This is a genomic window from Flavobacterium sp. P1_E4 (assembly GCF_056405915.1).
Genome location: NZ_JBFUBE010000003.1, coordinates 49992 through 75989 on the forward strand (window position 1 = coordinate 49992; position 25998 = coordinate 75989).

The 25998-nt window shown below is 32.4% G+C and carries 22 protein-coding genes; 9 read left to right on the forward strand and 13 right to left on the reverse strand.

The features are described 5' to 3' along the window. Window positions 1–52: 52 nt before the first annotated feature. Window positions 53–1096, reverse strand: a complete 1044-nt coding sequence (rlmN, locus tag AC1DY0_RS03860) for a dual-specificity RNA methyltransferase RlmN (protein WP_477187353.1) — start codon at window positions 1094–1096, stop codon at window positions 53–55. Between the two features lie 634 nt (window positions 1097–1730). On the opposite strand from rlmN, the gene AC1DY0_RS03865 reads away from it, so the two are divergent. The 7 genes from AC1DY0_RS03865 to AC1DY0_RS03895 all read left to right on the forward strand — a co-directional run bounded on the left by AC1DY0_RS03865 (window position 1731) and on the right by AC1DY0_RS03895 (window position 8596). Continuing rightward, window positions 1731–2297 (forward strand): YceI family protein, encoded by a 567-nt coding sequence (locus tag AC1DY0_RS03865; protein ID WP_477187354.1) that lies wholly within the window; start codon window positions 1731–1733, stop codon window positions 2295–2297. Window positions 2298–2308: 11 nt separating this feature from the next. After that, window positions 2309–3715 (forward strand): hypothetical protein, encoded by a 1407-nt coding sequence (locus AC1DY0_RS03870; protein WP_477187355.1) that lies wholly within the window; start codon window positions 2309–2311, stop codon window positions 3713–3715. A gap of 4 nt (window positions 3716–3719) precedes the next feature. Further along, window positions 3720–4271: a hypothetical protein gene (locus AC1DY0_RS03875; protein ID WP_477187356.1), complete on the forward strand. Its 552-nt coding sequence runs from the start codon at window positions 3720–3722 to the stop codon at window positions 4269–4271. Between the two features lie 863 nt (window positions 4272–5134). Then, on the forward strand, window positions 5135–5698 hold the full coding sequence (locus AC1DY0_RS03880) for a YceI family protein (protein WP_477187357.1): 564 nt from the start codon (window positions 5135–5137) through the stop codon (window positions 5696–5698). Window positions 5699–5704: 6 nt separating this feature from the next. Further along, window positions 5705–7111: a hypothetical protein gene (locus AC1DY0_RS03885; protein ID WP_477187358.1), complete on the forward strand. Its 1407-nt coding sequence runs from the start codon at window positions 5705–5707 to the stop codon at window positions 7109–7111. An 85-nt stretch (window positions 7112–7196) separates the two neighbouring features. Further along, window positions 7197–7754, forward strand: coding sequence for a YceI family protein (locus AC1DY0_RS03890; protein ID WP_477187359.1), 558 nt, complete (start codon window positions 7197–7199; stop codon window positions 7752–7754). Window positions 7755–7954: 200 nt separating this feature from the next. Continuing rightward, the gene (locus AC1DY0_RS03895; protein ID WP_477187360.1) at window positions 7955–8596 is read left to right on the forward strand and encodes an O-methyltransferase; all 642 of its coding nucleotides are present in this window, start codon (window positions 7955–7957) and stop codon (window positions 8594–8596) included. Window positions 8597–8735: 139 nt separating this feature from the next. Here the strand turns inward: AC1DY0_RS03895 and AC1DY0_RS03900 are convergent, their stop codons facing one another. The 7 genes from AC1DY0_RS03900 to AC1DY0_RS03930 form a co-directional block, all read right to left on the reverse strand. Beyond that, entirely contained in the window at window positions 8736–9296 is a 561-nt protein-coding gene (locus AC1DY0_RS03900; protein ID WP_477187361.1) for a phosphatase PAP2 family protein, read from the reverse strand. After that, window positions 9296–9694, reverse strand: coding sequence for a Sec-independent protein translocase subunit TatA/TatB (locus AC1DY0_RS03905; protein WP_477187362.1), 399 nt, complete (start codon window positions 9692–9694; stop codon window positions 9296–9298). Before AC1DY0_RS03905 ends, AC1DY0_RS03900 begins: the two co-directional genes overlap by 1 nt. A 157-nt stretch (window positions 9695–9851) precedes the next feature. Beyond that, window positions 9852–12095, reverse strand: coding sequence for a M1 family metallopeptidase (locus AC1DY0_RS03910; RefSeq protein WP_477187363.1), 2244 nt, complete (start codon window positions 12093–12095; stop codon window positions 9852–9854). A 66-nt stretch (window positions 12096–12161) separates the two neighbouring features. After that, the gene (locus tag AC1DY0_RS03915) at window positions 12162–12665 is read right to left on the reverse strand and encodes a DUF6702 family protein (protein WP_477187364.1); all 504 of its coding nucleotides are present in this window, start codon (window positions 12663–12665) and stop codon (window positions 12162–12164) included. Then, entirely contained in the window at window positions 12662–13420 is a 759-nt protein-coding gene (locus tag AC1DY0_RS03920; RefSeq protein WP_477187365.1) for a hypothetical protein, read from the reverse strand. The genes AC1DY0_RS03915 and AC1DY0_RS03920 overlap by 4 nt, the downstream gene beginning before the upstream one ends. 237 nt (window positions 13421–13657) lie before the next feature. Continuing rightward, window positions 13658–14377 (reverse strand): hypothetical protein, encoded by a 720-nt coding sequence (locus tag AC1DY0_RS03925; protein ID WP_477187366.1) that lies wholly within the window; start codon window positions 14375–14377, stop codon window positions 13658–13660. 28 nt (window positions 14378–14405) lie between these two features. Continuing rightward, window positions 14406–15101, reverse strand: a complete 696-nt coding sequence (locus tag AC1DY0_RS03930; protein ID WP_477187367.1) for a carboxypeptidase-like regulatory domain-containing protein — start codon at window positions 15099–15101, stop codon at window positions 14406–14408. A gap of 348 nt (window positions 15102–15449) precedes the next feature. Between AC1DY0_RS03930 and pepE the strand changes: the two genes are divergently transcribed. Next, a complete protein-coding gene (gene pepE / locus AC1DY0_RS03935; protein WP_477187368.1) occupies window positions 15450–16157 on the forward strand; it encodes a dipeptidase PepE in 708 nt (235 codons plus the stop codon). An 88-nt stretch (window positions 16158–16245) separates the two neighbouring features. Here the strand turns inward: pepE and gpmI are convergent, their stop codons facing one another. The 3 genes from gpmI to AC1DY0_RS03950 form a co-directional block, all read right to left on the reverse strand. Continuing rightward, entirely contained in the window at window positions 16246–17763 is a 1518-nt protein-coding gene (gene gpmI, locus AC1DY0_RS03940) for a 2,3-bisphosphoglycerate-independent phosphoglycerate mutase (RefSeq protein ID WP_477187369.1), read from the reverse strand. Window positions 17764–18009: 246 nt separating this feature from the next. Next, window positions 18010–20427, reverse strand: coding sequence for a DUF5916 domain-containing protein (locus AC1DY0_RS03945; protein ID WP_477187370.1), 2418 nt, complete (start codon window positions 20425–20427; stop codon window positions 18010–18012). A gap of 126 nt (window positions 20428–20553) precedes the next feature. Further along, window positions 20554–22947 (reverse strand): DUF5916 domain-containing protein, encoded by a 2394-nt coding sequence (locus AC1DY0_RS03950; protein WP_477187371.1) that lies wholly within the window; start codon window positions 22945–22947, stop codon window positions 20554–20556. 188 nt (window positions 22948–23135) lie between these two features. On the opposite strand from AC1DY0_RS03950, the gene AC1DY0_RS03955 reads away from it, so the two are divergent. Further along, window positions 23136–23858, forward strand: coding sequence for a murein L,D-transpeptidase catalytic domain family protein (locus AC1DY0_RS03955; RefSeq protein ID WP_477187372.1), 723 nt, complete (start codon window positions 23136–23138; stop codon window positions 23856–23858). Here the strand turns inward: AC1DY0_RS03955 and AC1DY0_RS03960 are convergent. Both AC1DY0_RS03960 and AC1DY0_RS03965 read right to left on the reverse strand, forming a co-directional pair. After that, window positions 23847–25424, reverse strand: coding sequence for a L,D-transpeptidase family protein (locus tag AC1DY0_RS03960; RefSeq protein WP_477187373.1), 1578 nt, complete (start codon window positions 25422–25424; stop codon window positions 23847–23849). The genes AC1DY0_RS03955 and AC1DY0_RS03960 overlap by 12 nt on opposite strands. Then, window positions 25417–25863, reverse strand: a complete 447-nt coding sequence (locus AC1DY0_RS03965) for a GNAT family N-acetyltransferase (protein WP_477187374.1) — start codon at window positions 25861–25863, stop codon at window positions 25417–25419. The genes AC1DY0_RS03960 and AC1DY0_RS03965 overlap by 8 nt, the downstream gene beginning before the upstream one ends. Window positions 25864–25998 lie beyond the last annotated feature (135 nt).

The following is a 25998-nucleotide window of genomic DNA, read 5'->3' on the forward strand; positions in this document are numbered from 1 at the left end:
AAGAACTTGACTGTTCTTTTTAATGCTTTTTTTTATTTTTTTAGTTTATTATTTAGGCCTCTTTATTAGCTAATTGCCCACAAGCTGCATCAATATCCTTACCACGACTTCTTCTTACTTTTACAACAATCCCAGTGTTTTCAAGTGCTTTTATATAGGCATTTATAGATTCCTCAGAAGCTTGTTGAAATTCCCCATCATCAATTGGATTGTATTCAATCAAATTTACTTTGCAAGGCACATATTTACAAAACTTCACCAACGCATCTATTGAAGCTTTATCATCGTTAATCCCTTTCCAAACCACGTACTCATAGGATATCTTACATTTTGTTTTTCGATACCAATACTCTAAAGATTCTCTTAGGTCGGCCAAAGGAAAATTTTCGCTAAACGGCATGATTCGAGATCGAATATCATCAATTGCAGAGTGTAACGAAACCGCCAATTTGAATTTMACATCATCATCGGCCAATTTCTTTATCATTTTTGGAATTCCTGAAGTAGAAACCATAATGCGTTTTGGAGACATTCCCAATCCTTCTGGAGAAGTTATCATTTCAATCGCTTTCAAAACGTTATTGTAATTCATAAGTGGTTCACCCATTCCCATAAAAACAATATTCGACAGCGGATGATTGTGATAGAGCCTGCTTTCTCTATCAATCGCGATTACTTGGTCGTAAATTTCTGCTGGTTCAAGGTTACGCATACGTTTCAATCGAGCCGTAGCACAAAAATTACAGTCCAAACTACAACCTACTTGGCTCGATACACAAGCTGTTGTTCTGGTTTGGGTTGGGATCAAAACACTCTCAACAACCAATCCATCATGCAACCTAACCGCATTTTTCACTGTTCCATCCTCACTGCGCTGCATTGTATCCACTTTGATGTGGTTAATAACAAAATGCTCTTCCAGCATGGCACGAGTACTTTTGGCCACATTAGTCATGTCGTCAAAACTATGTGCTCCTTTGCTCCACAACCATTCATAGACTTGATTGCCTCGAAAAGCTTTATCACCATTGGTTACAAAAAAATCTCTCAGTTGGTCTTTGGATAGTGCTCGTATGTCTTTTTTCTCAATTTGCATGGCACAAATTTAATGACAATTTGTTGATAACACAATTTTAAATAAATGACACTCAAATAACATTAATTCCGAAGAGCAGTTTCTGGTTAATAAAACTCAACATTATCCATTTGTCATTGCATCAAAAAAAAATCATATCATCCAATTTAGACAACTCCCTTTGATTCTTTATTCAAGTCATTTTAAAAAAAACATTCAAATTATTTTTAAAATGTTAAAAACACATTTTTTTCATATTAACAAAATAATTGAAAGAAATACAATACATTTTAAATAGTAAATTTCAAAAAAAAGCAAATAAAAAACAAATTACATAAAGGAGAAAATCATCCTTTATGACAAGCTTATAAAAAGACCCTTAAGTCCTATACGCTAAGGGATTAAGCTCATTTTTTGATTAAATTAATTTAACAAAAAATAGCAACAAAAAACGATATAGTCAATAACTCCCCATTATCATTAAATAAAATACAAGTTTTATATATTTCTTAACATGATTTATATCATATTCCTATTTTGATTTCCATTCTAAATTTGTACCAGTTAAGTAAGTAAAAAGATTTAAATGAAGAATAAAACGAAATTTTACTACTCAAACTAAAGCTTAATTACAATTAATTTTAAATAAAAAGTCATGAATTCAAAAATTAAAACAATTATCACCTTAATGGTTTTGTTCACAATGACCTTATCAGTAAATGCTCAAAAAGCCTACACATTAGATGCAAAAACAAATTTTTCGGTATTCGGAACCTCAACAATGCATGATTGGGAAATGAAATCAGCTTCAAGAACAGGAACAGCCAATCTTACGGTAACCGATTCAAAATTAGTAGATATTAATAGCATTGATATTACTCTTCCATCTGAAAGCATTAAAAGCGAAAAAAAGAGTATGGATAAAGTAGCTTACGAAACTTTAAAAACAGACAAATTCAAAAACATCAAATATGTTTTAAAATCTGCAGACAAAGTAAACGAAACCACTTGGAATCTTACCGGTACTTATACCATCGCTGGAGTTTCTAAAGTATTAAAAACACAAGTAAAAACCACAGTAGCCGCAAACGGAGTGGTAAGCTTACAAGGTTCAAACAAAATAACATTCACCGATTTCGGTATGAAATCTCCAACTGCAATGTTTGGAGCTATAAAAACCGGAGAAGAACTAACAATAAAATTCAACCTAAACTTTAACTAAATACCATAATCATGAAAAGAATATATTTCTTAGCAGTAGGTCTATTATCAATGGCTGCTGCAAACGCTCAAGTATCATTTGGGCATATGCAAAATCAAATTTCTAGAAGCAAAGATGGAATTAACGTTTTTGACGTTCAAAAAAACGATGTAGAATTTACTGGCCTTAGTATTGACTTAGGAGGTGCATTCAACATGGATTTCCAAGCTACAAATTCGTTCAATGACCAACCTGTAAATAATGGAGATATCACTGGATATCGATTACTCAATAATCAAAACAATTTCACTCTTCCTGCAGCAGATATGACTATTGCTGCCCAATTGTTTGACGGTGTAAGAGTAAATCTAGATGTTTATTTGGCTTCTAGACACCACAATGAAACTTATGTAAAAGGAGGATATTTACAAATTGACAAGTTAGACTTCATCAAAAAAGACTTCTTGGCTGATGTAATGAAATATGCTACAATTAAAATCGGACAAATGGAGAACAACTACGGTGATGCTCACTTCAAAAGTTCCGATAATGGTAGTACGCTCAAAAATGCGTTTGTTGGAAACAATATCATGAATGCATTCTCTACTCAAATGGGTATCGAAGTATACTACAACAGAAACGGATGGATAAGTATGTTAGGTGCTACAAATGGTAATTTAAATCAAACTAATACTGAATTGGCTTCTGGTTATAATACAACTGTTAGCCCTACTGTTTTAGCTAAATTTGGTTATGACAAACAACTTGACAAAGATTTGAGAGTAAGACTTACAGGTTCTTACGTACACAATGCCAACATGGGTAACGCTAACATTTATTCAGGTTCTAGATCAGGATTTGGCTACTGGAGCGTATTGAACAATGCATCTTATAATACTGTTGCTTATGTTAAAGATAAGGTAACTGGTGTTGTTACTCCTACTCCAACTACAGTTGCTTCTAATTATAATTCAACTTCTACACCAGAAGGAACATTCAATCCTAATTTCAAAAACTGGTATACTTCTTATATGATTAACCCATTTGTAAAATACAAAGGTCTTGAATTTTTTGGAACTATTGAATTAGCTTCAGGTGGAGATAATGCTAAGACTGACGACAAGCGTACTGCTAACCAATATGCTGGAGAGCTTGTTTACAGATTTGGGAAAACAGAACAATTCTATCTTGGCGGAAAATATAATACTGTGTCTGGAAAATTATCTAATGCTGATGCTCAAAAAGTGACTGTAGATAAATTTGAAGCAAGTGCTGGTTGGTTTATGACTAAAAACATCTTGGCAAAATTAGAGTATGTTAACCAAAGCTATAAAGATTACTCACAATTTACAGGAACGCCTGCTACTGGACTAATGGCTAACAACTTTTATGGTGGTAATTTCAACGGTTTAGTATTCGAAGCTGTTATTTCATTCTAATACAATGCACAGAATATCAATAATGGTTATGGGTTTAGTACTTTCCTTTTTACTTGGAAGTGCTAAACCCATTTCTTCATTAATTGATCCAAATACCATTATCATTGACAGACTCGAAATAGAAATCCTTGGAAATTCTACAGTAGGCAAATACAGTTGCTCCAACTCTCTTTCATACAGAGACACTATTTTTTTAAACTCAAATACTAAAAACAGTTTAAAGTCTGAAATCTCTATGAACAATTTTGAATGTGGAAACAGAATTATGAACAAAGATGTCAAAACCACTGTTAAATCAACCAAATTCCCCAAAAGTACAGTAACCATTACCAACATAAAACCTTTTGGAACCAATTACAAATGCAGTTTGAATTTTCGCATAACAGACAAAACCCTTTCTTATCAAAACATGGTTTTAAAAACCACAAAAGAATCACTTGAAGGAGTTGTCACCGTAAATTTTTCGGATATTGCCCTAGACCCGCCAACCAAAATGGGAGGTCTCATAAAAGTAAAGGATCAATTTGTGATTCACTTCAACTTGTATAAACTATAATTCCACTCCTCACTTTATTCCCCAGTTCCTAATTAAACAAATCTTTTATTAGATTTTTTTGTTTTATAATGGTCCTGAAATTTCTCTCATTACTTTAAAAAAATTAAAACTTTAGAATATTTTTTTTACATTGTAAGGAAAGATTAGATTTCACATTATAACCAACAATTTCAGTTGCACTACTAAAATCAAAAAAAAGTTAAATTTGAACTTTTTTATATTTATTTTTTAATTTTTTAAAGCACTTTTTAAAACATTAATTGAAAAAATTAACTGCTTCAAAAAGATTTTTTTAGAAGTACAAAGTCTTCATACTTTTATGAAAAGTTCTTAAACTCAGTCCCTAAAAGTGTTCAAAAATCAAAACTGTTAAAAAAGCAACTACTAATTAGCTAAAATTTAACACTATTCCTCATTTTTTATCTTTTGTTTTATTAAATTTGTCTTAACCCAAAGACAAAAACATACTTTCTGAATCAATTAATTAATACGACACTTATACCAAAAAGGAGTTTTGGTAAGTTTTGATAAAAATACAGAAATTAAAAATTATGTTAACTAGCCCAAAAAAATCAACATAATTACATTTTAACAAAAACAAAAAAACATCATTTTTTTTATTATTCTTTAAATACAATAAAAAATATTGTTTTCAAAAAAAGGACATAATTGTCATTTGAAGAATCAACATTTATAAAATATAAATTTTTAAATTTTTATTTAACAGGATTATTTTTATATTTATAATTATTATTTTTTTGAGCATCCATTAAATAAATTTATTTGATGTTTTAAAGACAAATCAATTAAAAAAATAAAATCTTTTTCAAACACAATTACTAACTAATTTTTTAAAAAAAATCATGAAAACATTTCTTAAAAAAATTACAGCAGCATTGACATTATTTGCATTTGTAATGTCCGCACATGCGCAAAAAAATTATACGTTGGATGTCAAAACAAATTTTTCTGTATTCGGGACCTCAACGCTTCACGATTGGGAAATGAAATCTGGCTCCAAGATAGGGACTGCAAACTTAACAGTAACCGACAATAAATTGACAGCCATCACCCATATTGACATCACACTTATGTCCGAAACTCTCAAAAGCGAGAAAACTAAAATGGATAAAATCGCATATGAAACTTTAAAAACAGACAAACATAAAAACATCAAATATGTTTTAAAATCTGCTGAAAAAGTAAATGAAACAACTTGGAATCTCACAGGGACTTATACTATAGCCGGTGTGAGCAAAGAACACAAAACCCAAGTTAAAACTTCGATAACGAATGGAATTGTTAATCTACAAGGATCCGACAAAATAACATTCAAAGAGTTTGGCATGAAATCACCTACTGCAATGCTTGGTACGATTAAAACCGGAGAAGATTTGACAATAAAATTTAATCTTAACTTTAAATAAAAAACCATGAAAAAAATTATATTTTTTACAGCTGGTATATTATCCCTGACCTCCGTTACTGCACAGGTTTCATTTAGAAAAATGCAAAACATGATTCCACGTAGCAAAGATGGATTGAATGTATTTGATGTCAAGAAAGATGATGTTGAATTTGACGGAATGAGTGTAGATCTTGGAGGTGCTTTTGCAATGCAATTTCAAGGGCTAAAATCCTTTAACGACCAACAAGAAGGCACATATACCGCTTCTAACGGTGCTTTGATTTCTGGAAATGCTGGTACCACTGGTTATAGACTAAACGGCTTAGAAAACAACTTCAATTTACCAGCAGCCAATTTGACTTTTGGTGCTCAATTAGCAGATGGAGTTCGTGTAAATTTAGATGTTTACCTAGCTTCAAGACACCACAACGAAACTTGGGTAAAAGGTGGTTATTTACAAATTGACAAACTAGACTTCATCAAAAAAGGATTATTGGAAGATGTAATGAAATACACCAGCATAAAAATTGGCCAAATGGAGAACAACTATGGCGATTCACACTTTAGAAGAACTGATAATGGTAATGCTATATTAAACCCTTTTGTTGAGGCAAATATCATGGATTCATTTCAAACTGATATGGGAATGGAAGTATACTACCTCAGAGACGGTTTGGTAAGTATGTTGGGAGTTACAAATGGAAAATTGAACCAAGGTGTAGCTGAATTTGTTCCTGGTACCGCAACTCCAAGTGCCCCAGATCCAAACACAACAGTTAGTCCAACTGTTTTAGCCAAATTGGGTTATGACAAACAATTAAACGAAGATTTGAGAGTAAGAATCACAGGATCCTACAATCACAACGCCAACATGAGCTCAAATCCATGGGGTTCAGACAGAGCTGGTAGTCGTTACTTCGGGGTTATGTCACACCAAGCTTACATGTACAACACAACTCCAATAGCAAACAACTTTGACCCAGCTTCCAATGCAACTACTGGTAGATTTAGTCCTGGATATTCAAATTGGTACACTGCATTCATGATTAACCCATTTATCAAATACAAAGGATTGGAATTCTTCGGAACTTTGGAATTTACAAGCGGTGGAGATAGAAAAGGAAGTGATGACTCTCGCAGTGTAGATCAATATGCTGCCGATTTAGTTTATAGATTTGGAAAAACAGAACAATTCTATATTGGCGGAAGATACAATATCGTTTCTGGAAAATTATCAAACGCAGCGGATAAAGTTAACGTAGATAGATTTGAAGCTGCCGCAGGTTGGTTTATGACTAAAAATATTATTGCTAAATTAGCCTACACAAATCAAAACTATTCAGACTACTCCCAATATAGCGGAAATAGTTTAAACGATCTTTACGGAGGTAGTTTTAACGGAATTATGTTTGAAGCGGCTATCACTTTCTAATATGAAATCGCCATGATTCCAAATTATAAATAGGAATGAAGAATGGCGATACCATATTCCGCTAAAAAACAAATATTATTTTCATATGAAACAAAGAATATTATTTACAATTATGGGTTTAGTTCTTTTCTTTTTAATGGGAAGAGCTAAACCCATTTCTTTATTTGATACTGACCCAAACATCATAGTTATAGACAAACTGGAACTAGAAATTCTCGGAAATTCAACCGTTGGGAAATACAATTGCGCCAGTTCACTTTCTTTCAAGGACACCATTTTTCTAAATTCAAATACTAAAAACAGTTTGAAATCAGAAATCCCTATGGGTAATTTTGAGTGCGGTAACAGAATTATGAACAAAGACCTTAAAACTACTGTTAAGGCTACCAAATTCCCCAAAAGTACTGTCACCATTACCAACATAAAACCTTCTGGAGCAAATTACAAATGCAGTTTGAATTTTCGCATAACGGACAAAACCCTTTCATACCAAAACATGGTTTTAAAAAGCACCAAAGAGAATCTAGAAGGAACTGTAACGGTAAAATTTTCAGACATTGGTCTTGAACCACCAACTAAAATGGGAGGCATCATAAAAGTAAAAGATGAATTCGTGATTCACTTCATCCTATTTAAATTATAAATACCCTCGCAATTTATTACTCATAATTTCCTGTAGACAAATGTTCTGCTAGGATTTTTCATTTTTATAATAGGGTATTGAAGAGCTTTCATATTGATTTTAATCATAGTCAAATCATTAAACCATTACAAAATCAAATACAACTGCTTTTTTGTAAATGTTAAATGAATAACTTTGCCAAAATTTCAACAACTCACAAAATGCATTTCATTTCCCAAGATTTAGAAGATTATATTGAGCAACATTCTGAAAAAGAACCGGAATTACTGGCTGCTTTAAACAAAGAAACTTATCAAAAAATATTGTTGCCACGAATGCTGAGCGGTCATTTTCAGGGACGCGTTTTGAGTATGCTATCCAAATTGATTCGCCCCATAAACATTCTTGAAATAGGGACTTATACAGGCTATTCGGCTCTGTGTTTGTGTGAAGGAATGCAAGAAAAAGGGCAATTACACACAATTGACATAAAGGAAGAATTGGTTGATTTTCAACGTAAGCATTTTGACAAATCACCTTGGGGAAATCAGATTGTACAACATTTGGGTGAAGCAGTTGACATCATCCCAAATCTAGATTTGAAATTTGATTTGGTTTTCATTGATGCTGACAAAGAAAATTACTTGAATTATTTTGAAATAATCCTGCCAAAAATGAATAAAGGCGGTATCATTTTATCAGATAATGTGTTATGGAGTGGTAAAGTCTTGGAACCAATACATCCCAATGATATCAGCACCAAAATACTGGTGGAATACAATCAATTACTTAAAGATGATCCAAGAGTTGAAACCGTTTTATTGCCTATTCGTGATGGATTGACGGTGAGCAGGGTGCTTTAATTTTTAGATTGCAGATTCATAAAAAATGCCCCCAAATAGTGTCTAACTTTTTGGGTGCAGTCTAAAAAGAAGCGGATTTTTTTATTAAATGTTCTTTCTATTTTATCTGCTATCTGAAATCTAAATTCTGCTATCTATATTAAATCTTTCCTTTTTTAATTGCCCATTGGTATGTTTTATACATCAGATAACCGGTGATTAGTCCACATAAATATCCAGAAAGAATATCCAATGGATAATGCAGTCCTAAATAAATTCTACTATAAGCAAAGATTAACGGCCATAGAAACAACAACCCAAAATACTTGAATTGTTTCTTAAAAATAAAATACAAAAATGTAGTCACCGCCATAGTATTGGCAGCATGCCCTGAGAAAAAACTAAAAGAAGTTCGAACTTGAACAACTCTGATAATCGTATTAATTTCGGGATTATTACAAGGTCTAGCTCTTTGAAAAGTATATTTGAAGAGATTCGTAATTTGGTCTGTAGCCAACACCAAAACGGCTATAAAAAGCAATAAATACCCTGTTTGTTTTATTCCCAATTTTTTATAAATAAGATAAAACAACAGTAAAAAAAAGGGAATCCAATTGACTTGATTAGTTATAATGAGCCAAAATCCATCATAGGTTTCAGAACCTAAACCGTTGAGATAAATAAATAATTGGGTATCTAGGGCAAGTATTTTTTCGAGCATTACATTTGTCGTTTTATAGGTCCAGTCAGATCATCTAAAACGGTTGTCCCATCAGAATTTTTAGTACCACTTAGCACGCTGTCTTTTGTTTTGTTAACTTCCGTACTGAATGTTTCTGAAATTCCGTTTAATGTATTGGATGTTTCTCCCAAAAGATTTGATGTGACTTTATTGATTTCGGAATTGATACCACCTGTTATGTCGTTCAAAGTCTTTTGATCGAAACCATTAGCCTCGACTCCTTTTTGAATTTCGCTTTTAATATCGTTGGTAGCGTTTTTAAGCTGTGCCATCGCTTTACCCATAGTTCTTGCAATTTCTGGCACTTTATCAGATCCAAAAAGCATCAATACGATAAACATGATAAAAACTAATTCGCCTCCTCCTATTCCAAACATAATTTTTGTATTTAATGAGCAAAGATATTAAAATTTAAAACTTTGTGTTTTAAATTTCTCTTAAAAAAAAGATGCCAAGTTTCTAAGACTATAAAGCTTTACCCAGCTTTTCAATATCTTAGAAACTTAGCATCTTAGAAACTTAGTTTTTTATTTATTAATCAAATTTTGATTTCGTTTCCACTTTTGGCCATGAATTGTTTGTTACATCAATATCGGCAGTCTCTAGTTTTGGATCGATTAAAATTTGTTTGATGGTTTTGTTAGTGGCATACACTTTCTTGGCCGTTTCATTATTTTTTCTCCAAATTTGAGCTGGATATTTGTAATTATCCATTGTTCCATCTTCATAAGTAATTTGAACAATAATAGGCATTGGCATTCCCCCTGGTTTATTGAACTCTACTTCATAAAAGTATTTCGGGTTTTTCAAAGCTGCTTTTTCTTCAGCAGTAAGTTTTTGATTTACATATTCCGAAAGAGTGCTTACTTCTTCTATTTGCAATGGCTTTTTTGAAGCTGGGTTCAATTCTGGATTATCTCCTGCTATTAGATACACGAATGGTCCTTTATCAATTCCACTTCGTCCTTTTCTAACTTTAGCATCTTTCAAAGCCACAGTTGGAGTCTCTGTTACATAATATTGTTTTACATCATTAACACCAATATCCACGAAGTCTGTAGAATAAAACCAACCTCTAAAGAACCAATCCAAATCTACTGCCGAAGCATCTTCCATCGTTCTAAAGAAATCTTCAGGAGTTGGGTGTTTGAATTTCCATCTGTTGGCATATACTTTGAAAGCATAATCAAACAACTCGCGTCCCATAATTGTTTCTCTAAGAATATTAAGTCCTGTTGCAGGTTTACCGTAAGCGTTGTTTCCAAACTGAATTATATTTTCTGAGTTGGACATAATAGGTTCCAACATTTTTTGATCACCACTCATATAAGGAACAATATTCTTGGCTGGCCCACGTCTGGAAGGAAAATTGGTTCCCAATTCCTGTTCAGCCATATATTCCATAAAAGAGTTTAATCCTTCGTCCATCCAAGTCCATTGACGCTCATCAGAATTGACAATCATAGGAAAAAAGTTATGCCCTACCTCATGAATCACCACTCCAATCATTCCGTTTTTAATTTGTTCACTAGTCACACCATTCTCATCTGGACGACCAAAGTTCCAACAAATCATAGGATATTCCATTCCTTGATCTTCTGCTGATACCGAAACAGCTTTTGGATAAGGATAATCAAAAGTATGAGAAGAATAACTTTTTAAAGTATGTGCAACCATCATTGTTGACGTTTCACCCCACAGTGGATTAGCTTCTTTTGGATAAACGGATTCGGCCATAACAACTTTTCCACCCAATTGAACAGCCATTGCATCGTAAATAAATTTTCTTGAAGTGGCTATTCCAAAGTCTCTTACGTTTTTGGCGCTAAATTTCCATGTTTTCTTTTTGTCCGAAAATCCTTTTTCAGCAGCTTCAGCTTCAGCCTGTGTTACAATAACCACAGGTTTATCAAAGGATTTTTGAGCCAATTGATATCTTTTTACCTGCTCTGGTGTAAATACTTCGCTTCTATTCATTAATTCTCCTGTGCCATCAACAACATGATCTGCAGGTACTGTAATATTTACATCAAAATTTCCAAATGGCAAGGCAAATTCTCCACCTCCCCAAAATTGCATATTTTGCCAACCTTCGACATCATTGTAAACTGCCATTCTAGGGTAAAATTGTGCAATAACATAAAGTCTGTTACCTTCTTTTTCGAATAATTCATACCCCGAACGACCACCATCTTGCTGATAATTATTGATATTGTACCACCATTTTATAGAAAAAGTCATGCTAGTACCAGGCTTCATCGGTGTAACCAAATTAATTCGCATCATTGTTTGATTAACAGTATAGGATAATGGATTTCCTTTCACATCTTTTACATATTCGATGTTAAAACCGCGATCCAATCCTTCTTTCAAATATTCATTAGTAAATTTATTTACAGGTAAAACAGCCTCTATTTTTTCATTCTCAACCAATGGAGATTGTGAGTTTTTTGCTGCTTGATTTTGATCCAATTGTACCCATAGATACTCTAAATTATCAGGTGAATTATTATAATAAGTAACTGTTTCAAAACCACTTAATTTAGCATTTTTATCATCCAATTCTATATCAATTTTATAATCAGCCTGTTGTTGGTAATAAGCTGGACCTGGAGCCCCTGATGCAGTACGAAACATATTGGGAGTTGCCAACAAATCATACATCTGGCTAAATTTATTGGTATCATATTTACCAGGTTGCTTTACAGTTGGTGTAACTGCTTTTTCTTGTGCCAATAAAATTGTTGGAAGAATAAATAAAAATGAAAATTTTCTCATAAACTAGCGTTTAAGTTGTTTTTAGGCGGTGAAAATAACATTTTTAAATAGAATTGTAGTTTTCTGTCAATATTTTAACACTTGTTTAGTAGAACTCTCCGTAAAAAGAAAACTTTTCTTAGTTCCAAATGCCGTCACATGAACTATATTTTGCTGTTCGGCAAAACAGTCAATTAATATCGAATTATAAATTTCGAGAGCATTTATTTTCGAAACGTCTTTAATGTTTGAATAGCAAACCAATACATCACCGTCCATTTCTTTACTTAAGAAATTGATGGTTTTGACTTGTCCATTGACTTTAACCGTGAAATTTTCTGCTAGGTATTTTTTTAATAGATCTATTGATTCGGCTGTCTCTTTATCGGTCCCCAAAAAAGACTTTTTACTGTATTTTTTCTCTAAGGTTTTATTGAGATCATCAACAAATATGCGAGAAGTAACTTGGAGCATTTTCTTTTCAGGCGCATAATTGATTTGGTATATTGCCATATAAAACTTATGCACACCAAAACTGCTTATCGAAAGCGCCAAAATTAATAAAAGAGCAACAATTATTCTTTTTTTCATTTTTCAAAAGTAGCAATATTTTTGAACTCATTATTTTTTGTGATTAAAAAATCCATGATTTCAAATTCTTGATTTGTATTGACAAAAGTTTTAGATTTTGGGTCATTTTCACAGAACAACAGAAACAAACCTACTTGGTCATCTTTCAATTTTAATTTATCCGTAAAAAAAGAATAACTGACACTTTGCATAACAACAGTGGTAAAACCAACATCCGAAACCAAATCAGGTTTATTGGGATTATTTTTGAACAAGTTTTTGAAAATTTTATTATAGACTCTAATGACATCCATATTATTAGGATCCCCAGTTCCTGTAGGCATCATTAAAATATTGTCTGGCGAAGATTGCTTATCGTCGTAATATTGGGTATCAACAATTTTTTGGGTATTACCAAATTCGGGATGTGGACCATTTTTTGCATAAACAACAACAGCAAGTAATTGATTTGCAACTGCATTAAGTTTTATTCTGTAAAAAGAAGAAGTAATGTCCTTTTCTGAAAGCACTACTTTTTTACTTTTAAAACCTAAACTAGTAAATACCAAAGTATCTTTTACTTTAGCCAAAATACTAAAGTATCCTTTGGTATCAATTATGGAACCCGTTTTGGCATTTACATTAAAAACCAAACCATTCTCAATAGCAACAGAATCATTTACTACTTTTCCATGCACTGTTTTTCGAGTTAACACCTGACCAAAAGCAAGATGACAACTCAATAACAAAACCAAGATTCCCAATACATTTTTCATTTGTAATCACTTAAGGTTTAACAACTCAAAAAAAGCAGTTTCAGTATCAAAACGACACCTTTACACCTATTTAAAATTACAACTTTATTTTAATCCTAATGATATCTACCGTTATTATTTTTTTATAATTTCTTCCAAAAAGTATTTAAATTTTGGTAATCAACTCTTTCAAAACAAGATTCTTGAATCCCTACTCAATCAACTTTCTCCAATTTAAAAAAAATAATCGCAATTCAATTATTCTCCTCTCACCCTTTTTTGATTATAAACTATGGCTAAATTTGTCATCAAAAACATGCTCATAAATTTATTTTTCAAACTTAAGGATTCAACAAATCTAGGATCTTCAACACAATAATACTGAAATCCTTTGATGAGTTCTTCAGGGATTTTTAAGGTTTTGGTGTAATATTTATTTCCAAAAAGGTAATCCAGTTTTTTCAATAACAATTCTTTCTTTTCTATTTCAACATTCATTTTAAGAATCTCTTTTTCTCCCGAAATAGAACTAAACAACCCTTGAATACCCCCAGAATTAGAATACAATCTTCGCTCTTGCGGCGTGAATTTAATTTGGCCCCGTGGAATTATCCTTAAGTTTTCGGCACTTATATTCGCATCCTTATTAATTACTACCTCATCCAATTCAACAGCATTAAAAATCATATCTATTTCCATCATTCCTAAATTATAATCGTGTTTGTACACATATTTTTTCAAATATTTATAATCAATTCCTGATAAGTTTAAAATATCTCCTTCTTTTGCTTGAATCGAAAAACAACCATCTTTATCAGTTACCGCCATCTTTTTGTTCATACAATTAATAACGCTAATTCCCTCCAATTTTGCAGTATCGGAAATGACTGTTCCTATTATAATTTTCTCGACATTAGTTTGTGCAGTCAACTGATGTTGACTTAACAAAACAAACAATACTATTAAACTATTCTTCACTGATAATAAATAAAATTAAAATTTAAGACTAATCGCTCTCGGCATCACTTTGTCTATTTTTATTGAAAGTGGAGGCCAGACCAACAATTAAAAACATACTCATAGTCTTGTTTCTATCTCTTAAAGACCTAGCGAAATCTTGGTCTTCTATACAATAATACTGGAATCCCTTGATATACTCTTCGGGTATTTTTAGGGTTTCCATATAATATTTATCTTCGAATAATCCCTCCATTTTTGCCATCAAAAACTCTTTTTTCTCTACAGAAACTGCTTTTTTGAGCATTGCAGTCCTACCATTTATAGCATTTAAAATAGGATCAACCGCCAACATCCCGCCTAACAATCCTAATAAGTGTATTGGTTTGAAATCACCAGCCGTTTGCAATTTCCTCTCTTGAGATGTCAATTTGACTTGATCACGGGGAATTATACCAAGATTCTCAGCACTTATCTCTGAGTGTTCATTAATAATCACTTCTTTCAATTCGATGCTTCTGGGGGTTAAGTCCACAACAATGTTCCCCATTTTGAATTGTTGGATATTTATATATTTCCTTAAATCCTCATAATTAACGGCTGAAAAATTCAAAATATCACCCACTTTTACAAGAACCGAAAAAGCACCATATTGATCTGAAACTACCATTACTTTGGATGTGGCATTCGTAATGTTTATTCCTTCCAACGGAAACCCATTAGAGCTTACTTGTCCTTTTATCATTTTTTCCGCATTTTCTTGTGCAACAGCAAAATGTGTTAAAAAAAAGAATATAAGTAAAAGAGTAAAATTATTATTCACGAGCAATTTGAGAATTGAGTTTTAAAAATTAATTATTTTCTGAACCTAAGCATTGAAGACAGTCCATTTTTTTGGCGAGTAATCACAATTTTATTTTTTTAGGTCGAAAAAATTTCATCGTAACTTCATTTGCAAAATGTAAAAGTATCCCAATCCCATCCAAAATATTTACTAATGAGTTGATAAAAGTTTGTTAATTAAAAACGCTTCTTTATATATTAAAAAACAATCATTTTATACCTTTACACAGAATTTTACACAGCATATAAAATGAAAAACTGCATTATAGCAAGTACTTCAACCTTGCATGAAGGAGAATACCTAGAGTATTTATTACCTGAATTACAATCGCATTTTAAGGATTGTAAAACAATTCTGTTTATTCCATTTGCAAGACCGAGCGGTATATCACATGATGAATACACTTCTAAAGTTGCTACGGCTTTCGCCAAAATAAACATAGCAGTAAAAGGTGTTCATGAATTTGAAAATCCGAAAGAAGCCATTCAAAAATCAGAAGGTATTTTTACTGGCGGTGGCAATACTTTCTTGCTTGTAACCCAATTATACAAAAACGACCTAATGACAATTCTTGCTGATACTGTTAAAAGTGGAACCCCTTATTTGGGAACCAGTGCAGGAAGTAATATTTGCGGATTAACGATGCAAACGACCAACGACATGCCTATTATTTATCCGCCTAGTTTTCAAACTTTAGGATTGATTCCGTTCAATTTGAATCCTCATTATTTGGATCCAGATGACCAATCTAAGCATATGGGAGAAACGAGAGAAACGAGAATCAAAGAATTTCATGCCTTTAACACTTTGCCCGTATTAGGATTACGAGAAGGAAGTTGGTTAGACGTAAAAGGAGAAAAAATTACTCTCAAAGGAAATTTGCAGGCACGTCTTTTTAGACAAAACCAATTACCCGAAGAATTAGCCAGCGGAAGTGATTTAAGTTCATTAAAATAAAACATTCTTAAAGAAACTTAATTTCTTAAAAATAAAAAAGAGACCAATTTTAGAATTTGGTCTCTTTTTTTATGCATTAAATTTTATTTTATAACAGCGAATGACAAGTCATTGCTGCTGGCTGCTCGATTCCCATCAAAGCAAGAACAGTAGGTGCAATATCTCCTAAAACTCCATCGTGAATAGTTTTTAAATCTTTGTCTACCAAAATAATTGGCACAGGATTGGTTGTGTGAGCAGTGTTTGGAGAACCATCAGGGTTAATCATTGTTTCACAGTTACCGTGATCCGCAATTACAATAGTTGTATAATCATTTGCAAGGGCCGCTTCAATAACTTCTTTTACACAAGCATCAACAGCTTCACACGCTTTTATAGCAGCACTCATAACTCCTGTATGTCCAACCATATCACCATTGGCGAAGTTTAAACATACAAAATCAACTTCTCCCTTGTTTAATTCAGGAACCAAAGCATCTTTCAATTCATAAGCACTCATTTCTGGTTGCAAATCGTAAGTGGCTACTTTTGGAGAGTTTCTTAATATTCTGCTTTCGCCTTCAAAAGGAGTTTCCTGCCCTCCAGAAAAGAAGAATGTTACGTGAGGATATTTTTCTGTTTCGGCAATACGAATCTGTTTTTTGTTGGCTTTTTCCAAAACTTCACCTAATGTTTCCGTGATGTTGTCTTTATTATAAACCACTTTTACATTTTCGTATGTTTCATCATAGTTGGTTAGCGTTACATAGTACAGTTTTAATTTGTGCATGTTTTGCTCGTGGAAATCCTTTTGCGAAAGCGCTTCGGTCAATTCACGTCCTCTATCAGTTCTGAAATTGAAGAAAATAACCACATCATCTTCCTGGATAGTTGCAATAGGCTTATCATTTTCATCGACCATAACCGTCGGCGCAATGAATTCATCTGTCACGTGATTTTTGTAACTTTCTTTTATGCTTTCATAGGCATTAGTTGAATGAGTTCCAGTCCCGTTTACAACTAAATCGTAAGCAAGTTTTACTCTTTCCCAACGCTTGTCACGATCCATTGCATAATAACGTCCAATCACAGAAGCCAATTTCACAGTAGTGTTTGCGATATAATTTTCAAGATCTTGTACATATTTTTTTCCTGATTTAGGATCTACGTCACGACCGTCCGTAAAAGCATGTACAAATACATTTTGCAATCCATAATCTTGAGTGGCATCAATTAATCCACGCAAGTGAGAAGTATGTGAGTGAACTCCACCGTCAGAAAGCAATCCTAAAAAATGTACTTTTTTATTATTCTGTTTGGCATATTCGAAAGCATCAATAAGTACTTGTTCTTTTACCAAAGTTTTGTGTTCAACAGCAAGATTGATTTTCGCCAAATCTTGGTAAACAATTCTTCCAGCTCCAAGGTTCATATGCCCTACTTCGCTGTTTCCCATTTGTCCTTCAGGAAGACCAACGTGTAAACCATCAGTCCTAAGTTGTGCACTTGGATATTTTGTATAGAGACTATTTATAAACGGAACATTTGCATTATCAATTGCAGAAACTTTCGGGTCAGGTGATTTCCCCCAACCGTCTAAAATCATTAAAATTACTTTTTTGTTCATGGTATGAAATTTTTTGCAAAGATAAAGTATTCCAAAAAAATATAAGTTTGTCAAAACTACTATTGTACATAAAAAAGAGAAGTACAACAAATACTTGAAATTGTGTTGTAAAAAGTGGCTTTTTATAAAAAAAACGCAAAAAAAATCCTCAGAAATCCAGTCTGAAAAACCAGGATTTTGAGGAGAATTTTATCCTATTAAAAAATATTACTTTTGATGTGAAAATTTATTTTAAATCAACACTAACTAGAAAATATTTTTGACTTGATTATAGTCAATGAAATATTTTACGCTAACGGAAATCACATGGCTTAAATCTTCATTGTTAAGTAAACTAGTATAATTGTTTCCAAAATCTTTATTGATTAAATTATCATATTTTGAGGCATTACTTCGATACAAAATTGTCAATTGACTTCCAGGTGCGAACCACCAATTGTACGACACATCCAAATTCCAAGTAATCAGATTTTGATTTTTATTATCAGTATAACCAGCATAAGGAGTTAGTCGTCCGTTGTCTTCTAACATATAAAAATCTTTATTCTCGGTGTAAGACCAATAATAACGGGCAGATAAATCAAAATTCATTTTACTGTTCAACGAATATTTCCCATTGATGTTATTGGTATAATTAACTACATTCCGATTTGCATAAATTATAGTATTGGGAGCCAAAGCATCATTATCGGAACTGCTGTCAACATATCCCTTGTTATTATTTTGTCGAAAAAAATTAAATTCATAGTTTAATGCCAAATGGTCATTGAAACGATATCTTGGACTTAAATAAAAACTATATGTTGTTCTTTTCGTTTCATTTAACACTGCAAAAGACGGATTGAAATCAACTGCAAATTTATTGTTGTAATTCGTAGATAACGAAAACCAGCTTCCAAAACGGGTTGGATCAATACTGTAACGGCCTTCTGTCCTTGGCTCATAATAATTATAGGTTTCAACTGGACGATATTCTAACCCAAATCCAATATAGTGGTTCTTCTTTGTAGTGGTATTTACGTTCAGATTAAATTGATCAGATTGTAATTTACCCGTTTCTTTCTGAAATTGGGTATAGCCATTAATATTCGTATTGAATGAATTGAATAATTTGGTTGGACTAAGAATTCTGTAACTCGTAAATCCATTAAAGCTATAATAATTGGTTTCAAAAATAATTCCCAAATCGTTGCTGTCAAAGTCTTTTGTAACCAAGTTAGCCCCAAAATTAGAGCGATATTTCCCACTCGTCTCGGCAAAATTAAAAGTCGTGTTGATCCCATCTTTATTACTTTCAATATCATTCACATAACTATATTCAAAATTTCCAGATAAATTATAAGTATTCTTGACAGTGTTTAAATCCCAAACCAAGGCCGTTACATTACCATCCCTAAAAGAGCCGTTCCTTGTTACATTTGTATTTACTAAAGACATCGAAGAATTTTTATGAAAACGTTGGTCAAAAACCAAAACATTATAATTAGTCAGTGGTTCCACTAAAACCCTACGTGTTTCTTGAGTAATGGTATCTTTAATAGTTGCGTATGTCTTTTGGGTGACAGCATTTAGGTATCCAATTCCCAGACCACCTTTTGTTCTACCTGATATTTTGGTAGCGTTATAAAGATCTACAGTCGTTGGATTTTCTATTATTTCTTCATTAGTTTTCGTCTCTGGAGAATAGGAAGGAGGTCCTCCGATTCTTCTGGAATAGAAAAGATTTCCTTTGCTGAACAAATCAGTCCCTTCGGTGAAAAAAGCGCGATTTTCATTGAATTGCTGTTCAAAAGGAGACAAATTCAGAATTCGGTCATCATATTTGGTTTGCCCAAAATCAGGAATAAGCATCGCATCAAGAGTGAAGGCACCATTTATTCCATACTTAATATCCAAACCACCTTTTAATTCGCCGTAGGTTTTTTGGTCGGCACTAGCATACGTATAAAAAGAAGCATATGGCAAAAAGAAAAGTCTTGTAGGTGTTTTTATGTTTTCGATCCCATCCACAGTCCCATTTTGTTGGGTAAATGTTCCTATTTTATTATCGATCAAATTCCACGAATATTTCTGTCGGTCTCTACGTATTTCCCTAAAAAAGTTAACGCCCCAAGTTTGTTTACTTTCACTAGAAAATCGCAAAGCAGAATAAGGAATTCGCATTTCTACAACCCACCCAAAAGAAGTAATAACCGCTTTACTGTCCCAAACGGCATCCCAAGAATAGTCTTCTCCATTACTGTCGGTTGCCAAACAATCGGCTTGTCCATCTGCGGCATTTACAAAAAACTGAAAATTCTGCTGTCCATCATTATAACCATTAATAAAAACACCAAAAAAATCAGCTGCTCCAAAATTATCCCTTTTGTTAATTTCCCTTAATATTTTGCTCGGCTCGTCGTCATACATCAAGGCTCCAATATAAATAGCCTCATTATCATACAAAACTCGAACTTCAGTTCTTTTATTTTCTGGAATTGACTTACCATTATCAGGTTGAAACATAACAAAATCAGTTGCAATAGGAACCGATTGCCAAATTGTTTCGTCTAATTTTCCATCTAAACTTATTTTTTCAGTAATATATTTTGTCTGCAAAGATTTCTTCTGACTATACATCAAAGTTGAAAATAAAAAAAAACAAAAGAAATAATACTTTTTCATGAAAACAATAATTTTAGATGCCATAAGAATATTAAATCCGATTCTAAATTGAGACGTAAAATTTAACAAACGTTGCATCAATAGACTATTGAATACTGTTTATGTTACAGTTTTGTAAAAAAATGATTAAAATTTATTTTTTATAACATTATAATCAATGTAATAGCGAACGCTAACAGAAAAAATATTCGTCAAATTGCTATTAAAAATACTTGACAAGTTGGTCGAAAGATCTTTCTCAACTTGATTAGTTTCTTCCAAAGCATAATTCCTATACTGAACTATCATTTCACTTCCAGGAGCAAACCACCATGAGTAGGATAAGTCTAAGTTCCAAGAGTTAAAATTTTTGTTTTTGTTAAGATTATAATTAGGATTTGGAGTTAAATAACCATCGTCTTGTAAGGTAAAGAACTCATGATTATCTGCATAAGACCAGTAGTAGCGGACATCCAGATTTAGAGCCATTCTATTTGTAATAGCAAATTTTCCAGTAAGGGTATTTTGGAATATTGCTCTATTTCTTTCGGCAAATACAATTCCCGAATCGTCATAGCCCACGCGACCTCTCTCATTACTTTTAGAGGTATAATCTAAGGCATATTCTAACGAAAATTGATTATTGAATCGGTATTTAGGGTTTAAGTAGATCTCATAAGTATACCTATTTTCTTCATTGTATTTCGCAAATGAAACAGTTGCATCAAAAACAAAAGCATGATTTCTATTCAATTCAAATACAAAATATGAATATATTCTTTTGGGCACATACACATAGCGACCATAAACTCTGGGTTCATAAAAATCAAATGTTTCTTTAGGTGTGTAAAGTAAAGAAAATTCATAATTATCATTTTTTAAAGATGACGCACCTATGGTCGTTTTCAGGTAGTCATCTTGTATTTTGCCTGTTGTGTTTTGAATTTCTAAATTGGCTTCCTGAAGAATTTTAAACGTATTGAAAATAGAAGTTGGATTTAAGATTCTATAGCTCGCATTGGCATAACCACCATGATAATTGGTATAATAAATTAATCCAAGGTCATTAACGTCGTAATCTTCAGAAATGTATTTTCCTGAAATTTCATATCGAATTTTACCACTTGTTTTTTCAAAATTCAAGGCTGTTTTATAGCCATCATAATCTTCGAAAGTATTTACCGTGCTGTATTTAAAATCCCCGTTTAGACTATAGCTGTTTTTCCTGGTGTTCAAGTCGAATAAAAGTCCAGAAACATTGGCATCCCTAAAACTACCGTTTCGAATAGTATTGGTATTTATAAAAGTCACCGATGAATTTTGATTGAAGCGCTGGTCCAAAACAAATATGTTGTAATTAGCTAAAGGCTCAATAACTTCTTTTCTGGTAGCCGAAGTTATAGTGTCTTTTATAGTAGCATATGTTTTTTCAGTAATGGCATTCAAAAAACCTATTCCTAAGCCTTTTTTGGTACGCCCAGATATTTTGATAGCATTAAGCAAATCGACAGTACTTGGATAATCTGTAATTTCCTCATTTTCTCTCACTGTTGGGTCCGAACTTGGATATCCTCCAATTCTTCTTGAATAAAATAGATTCCCTTTAGAAAACAGTTCCGTTCCTTCTGTAAAAAAAGGCCTGTTTTCATCCAATTTTTGTTCAAATGGTTCGAGGTTTAAAATGGCATTGTCAAATTTGGTTTGACCAAAATCAGGAACCAAAATCGCATCAAGAGTAAAAGCATCATTAATTCCGTATTTTATATCGAGCCCACCTTTGAATGTATTATCAGACTGGCTATTGTCATTTTGATTATAAAATGAAACGTAAGGAATGAAGAATAATCGAGTTGGCGTTTTGATATTTTCAATACCTCCCAATAAACCGTTTTGCGTAAGCTCGGCTCCAATTTTAGTATCAATTCGGTTCCAGGAATACACCTGAACATCCTGTTGAATATTTCTAAGGAAATTTATACCCCAAGTTTGCTTGTTTGAATTTGAAAAACGTATTGCCGCATAAGGGATTTTCATTTCTACTACCCAACCATTATCAGTCATCACTGCTTTACTATCCCAAATAGCATCCCATGAAAAATCTTTATAATCTTCAGTAGCAATACAATCTAACTGCACCCCAGCTGCTGTAACATAAAACCTAAAATCCTGTTGTCCATCGTTAAACCCGTTAATAAATATTGCAAAATAATCGGTCACCCCAAAACTATCTCTGTTGGTAATTTCCTTTTTTATTTTGCTTGGGTTTTCATCGTATAATGTTGCAGCTATATAAACTGCATCATTATCATAAACTACTTTTACTTCTGTCTTTTTATTTTCATTTATTGGCTTACCGTTATCGGGTTGATACATAACAAAATCAGATGCAATTTCGGCCGAATTCCATGCCTCTTCAGTTATTTTACCATCAATAGAAATCTTAGTTGTAATAGACTTCGTATTAAGAGTCTTTTTTTGACCGTACAGTAGACTTGTGCAAATAATTACGAAAAAAACAATACTGCCTCTAAATATGGTCATAAAAAACTGTTGATTTTACAACCAAATGTAATATAATATTTTAATAAAATACTGACATAAGTAATTTTTCGCAAAAAAAAATCGACAAAAAGTTAAAATTAGCCGTCAAAATGCATTTTTATTTTGCTAGGTTGTAATTGTTTGTATATTTGTAATCCCTAGATTAATTTACAACAAAATGAAATACAATGCTTTATAAGATTTTTATCTCCACATTCTACCTGTTTTTATCTTTGTCCTTTAAAGGCAATACCACAAATATTGACAAAATAGCTACAAATAAAAAAAACATTCCTAATGTAATATCAAGTATTGACAGCAAGATTCAATTAGTTTATAATTCATTACAAGTCAATCAATTTCAATTACCCAAAGAAGAATGTTTTGCCGAAGCATTGAAAGGGTTTTATGAATTAAAAGAAAAAGGATTAATCAAAAGAGATATATTAACCTTGGTTGATTTTAGTCTATCATCTAATGCAAAGCGTCTTTGGATTATTAATTTATCAACTAATGAAGTACTCTTTCAATCTTTAGTTGCACACGGAAGAAACACGGGCGAGGAATTTGCAAATAATTTTTCTAACACACCAGAGTCCTTCAAAAGTAGTTTAGGCTTTTATGCAACAGGAGAGGTTTATAATGGAAAACACGGTATCTCACTAAAACTTGATGGTTTAGAAAAAGGCCTAAATGATTATGCACGTAAAAGAGCTGTTGTTATTCATGGTGCCGATTATGTTTCAGAATCCTTTATAAAAGATCACAAACGATTAGGAAGAAGCCAAGGATGTCCTGCTGTCCCTCTTGAATTTGCTTCAGAAATCATTACGATGATAAAAGGACAATCTTGCTTGTATATCTATCATCCTTCCATAAATAATTCGAAACAATTCAAACTAGTTTCGTAATTGATTATATAAATCAGCATCTAGATTGTAGATGTCTTCTCTAAAAATCAATTCGTCATTCTCACTCCATGCCGTCCAGTACCATTGGTATATGGCATAGCGTTTTGCTATACCTATAAACAGCGTTTTTTTGGTTGCAATGATGGAGTCCATTTTTTCTTTTGAATATTTCTTTGGATTGTCCAATAAAAGCTCTACCAATTCTAAAGGCTCTTCAATACGCACACATCCTGAACTTAATGAACGGTAATTTCGTTCAAACAAATCACGATGATTGGTGTCATGCAAATAAACACTGTATCTATTGGGGAAATTAATTTTGACAACCCCCAAAGCATTGTAATAACCAGGTTTTTGGATATAACGATATCCTCTTGGTCGGTTTTCATCCCATTTTTTCGGATCAACTTCATTGGTATCAGAGTCATAGATTCCAATCCCCTTATTTTTCAAGTAGTTTCTATCTTTGATCAATTCAGGAATTATATCCTCTTTTAATATAGTTGGTGGCACTGTCCAAGTAGGATTAAAAACAATCGTTTGCAACACCGAAGTCAATACTGGTGTCCTTCTTTTATTTTTTCCAACGACAATGCGCTTACTCATAGTCGTGTTTTGGTTTTCGACTACATTTAAACTGTAATTAGGAATATTAATTAGCACATAATTTTGAGCAAATGATTTGGAAAACCACCTCCAGCGCTCCAGATTAACTATTATCTGATGCTTTCTTTCTTCCTTGGTAAAATTGAGCGCTTTTATCGTGCTTTTACCAATTACACCATCCGAAATCAAACCATGTCGATTTTGAAATTTCTTGACTGCTTCAAACGTTTTATCATCATACAAAGAAGTAACACTGTCTTTACTTTCCAAATCTTTCCAATAGAGTAATTTATTTTTGATATTGATTATTGCCCTATTATTATGATTGTGTCTTAATACAGTCGAAGTATCTATGGGCTGTGTTTTATCTTCAGGAAATTCGTTAATGAGTTCCAAAGCTTTTATCAATTTCATATAAGTCAACGCTTTTGGCTCAAATTTTTCTGTTATGCAAATAAGAGAATCTTTTTCCAAAGCATTATTCAAAATAGAGTTGGTGTCTAGTTCATCAATATGTAAGTCCCAATTCCTGTATAATTTCCTTGGATTAAGTTTCCCGTTATGAAGATGAGTAAGGTATTTTTCAAAATTATAAGTAAGCAGCAAATCATAATTAACTTGCTCTTCTTCATCTAAATCATTGAAGCTTTTTTCGAGGCTTTCTAGTTTTGAAATATTGTAATCTAATGGATTCAACCCTTCTATTTCACATCTCTTTATGGTTTCAAGAATGATCATTCTATTTTTTTCAGATTGCCATACAGTTTGATTGTCTCTGGATCTATAAAATTCCATGAGTGATTTGCTTTTAAAAGGAGTAATCAATAGAGTATCTATTTCAATAACTTCGCCTTCTTTGTCTGTAGGGTCGGATATTTTAAAAGAGTCCAAATTTAGAATAGGCTCTTTTTTGCAACTTATTAAAACTGCAAAAACAATAAACAAATAAAACTTATTCATTACTTATGCTTTTTGACATTAAATAATGCTCACCAACATCTTTGATTTCAAAAGCCGTTCCAACTTTGGCGTAATCTAATTTTTCATAAAAGCCAACTGCAGCTGTTCTGGCATTAAACCAAATTAAATCAGATTGCAGTTTTTCACAATATGCTTCACAATGTTTAACCAGTAATTCTCCGATTCCTTTTTTTTGATGTGATTCTAAAACAGCCATTCCTCGAATTTGATATTGGTTATTGGCTGCAAAGATGTCATTATTATTTTTAAAAATAGATATAATTCCTACTAAATCATTATTTAGAAAATACCCAAAATGACTAGTTGAAGGTAAATCATCACCTTCAAATTGACAAGTTTCAATTGGTTTTCCTTTTCTAAGAACAGCATGCCTTACGGAATAGGTCTCTAAATCGGTAATTTTTTCGATGTTTTGCATGGTAATTTAAAAAAAATAAAAGTATAACATTTTAATTTTAAAACGGTTGTAAACTGGAATGAGGAATGTCGATTTATTTTTCAAAAAAAAATTTGCAAATAACTGTTTTTATTATTTATCTTTGCACCTCAGTAA

Excerpts from the sequence above, each read along its gene's own strand:
- AC1DY0_RS03865 (WP_477187354.1), top strand. The coding sequence starts at position 1,731 with ATGAATTCAAAAATTAAAACAATTATCACCTTAATGGTTTTGTTCACA.
- AC1DY0_RS03870 (WP_477187355.1), top strand. The coding sequence starts at position 2,309 with ATGAAAAGAATATATTTCTTAGCAGTAGGTCTATTATCAATGGCTGCT.
- AC1DY0_RS03875 (WP_477187356.1), top strand. The coding sequence starts at position 3,720 with ATGCACAGAATATCAATAATGGTTATGGGTTTAGTACTTTCCTTTTTA.
- AC1DY0_RS03880 (WP_477187357.1), top strand. The coding sequence starts at position 5,135 with ATGAAAACATTTCTTAAAAAAATTACAGCAGCATTGACATTATTTGCA.
- AC1DY0_RS03885 (WP_477187358.1), top strand. The coding sequence starts at position 5,705 with ATGAAAAAAATTATATTTTTTACAGCTGGTATATTATCCCTGACCTCC.
- AC1DY0_RS03890 (WP_477187359.1), top strand. The coding sequence starts at position 7,197 with ATGAAACAAAGAATATTATTTACAATTATGGGTTTAGTTCTTTTCTTT.
- AC1DY0_RS03895 (WP_477187360.1), top strand. The coding sequence starts at position 7,955 with ATGCATTTCATTTCCCAAGATTTAGAAGATTATATTGAGCAACATTCT.
- AC1DY0_RS03900 (WP_477187361.1), bottom strand. The coding sequence starts at position 9,296 with ATGCTCGAAAAAATACTTGCCCTAGATACCCAATTATTTATTTATCTC.
- AC1DY0_RS03905 (WP_477187362.1), bottom strand. The coding sequence starts at position 9,694 with ATGTTTGGAATAGGAGGAGGCGAATTAGTTTTTATCATGTTTATCGTA.
- AC1DY0_RS03910 (WP_477187363.1), bottom strand. The coding sequence starts at position 12,095 with ATGAGAAAATTTTCATTTTTATTTATTCTTCCAACAATTTTATTGGCA.
- AC1DY0_RS03915 (WP_477187364.1), bottom strand. The coding sequence starts at position 12,665 with ATGAAAAAAAGAATAATTGTTGCTCTTTTATTAATTTTGGCGCTTTCG.
- AC1DY0_RS03920 (WP_477187365.1), bottom strand. The coding sequence starts at position 13,420 with ATGAAAAATGTATTGGGAATCTTGGTTTTGTTATTGAGTTGTCATCTT.
- AC1DY0_RS03930 (WP_477187367.1), bottom strand. The coding sequence starts at position 15,101 with ATGATAAAAGGACAAGTAAGCTCTAATGGGTTTCCGTTGGAAGGAATA.
- pepE (WP_477187368.1), top strand. The coding sequence starts at position 15,450 with ATGAAAAACTGCATTATAGCAAGTACTTCAACCTTGCATGAAGGAGAA.
- gpmI (WP_477187369.1), bottom strand. The coding sequence starts at position 17,763 with ATGAACAAAAAAGTAATTTTAATGATTTTAGACGGTTGGGGGAAATCA.
- AC1DY0_RS03945 (WP_477187370.1), bottom strand. The coding sequence starts at position 20,427 with ATGAAAAAGTATTATTTCTTTTGTTTTTTTTTATTTTCAACTTTGATG.
- AC1DY0_RS03950 (WP_477187371.1), bottom strand. The coding sequence starts at position 22,947 with ATGACCATATTTAGAGGCAGTATTGTTTTTTTCGTAATTATTTGCACA.
- AC1DY0_RS03955 (WP_477187372.1), top strand. The coding sequence starts at position 23,136 with ATGCTTTATAAGATTTTTATCTCCACATTCTACCTGTTTTTATCTTTG.
- AC1DY0_RS03960 (WP_477187373.1), bottom strand. The coding sequence starts at position 25,424 with ATGAATAAGTTTTATTTGTTTATTGTTTTTGCAGTTTTAATAAGTTGC.
- AC1DY0_RS03965 (WP_477187374.1), bottom strand. The coding sequence starts at position 25,863 with ATGCAAAACATCGAAAAAATTACCGATTTAGAGACCTATTCCGTAAGG.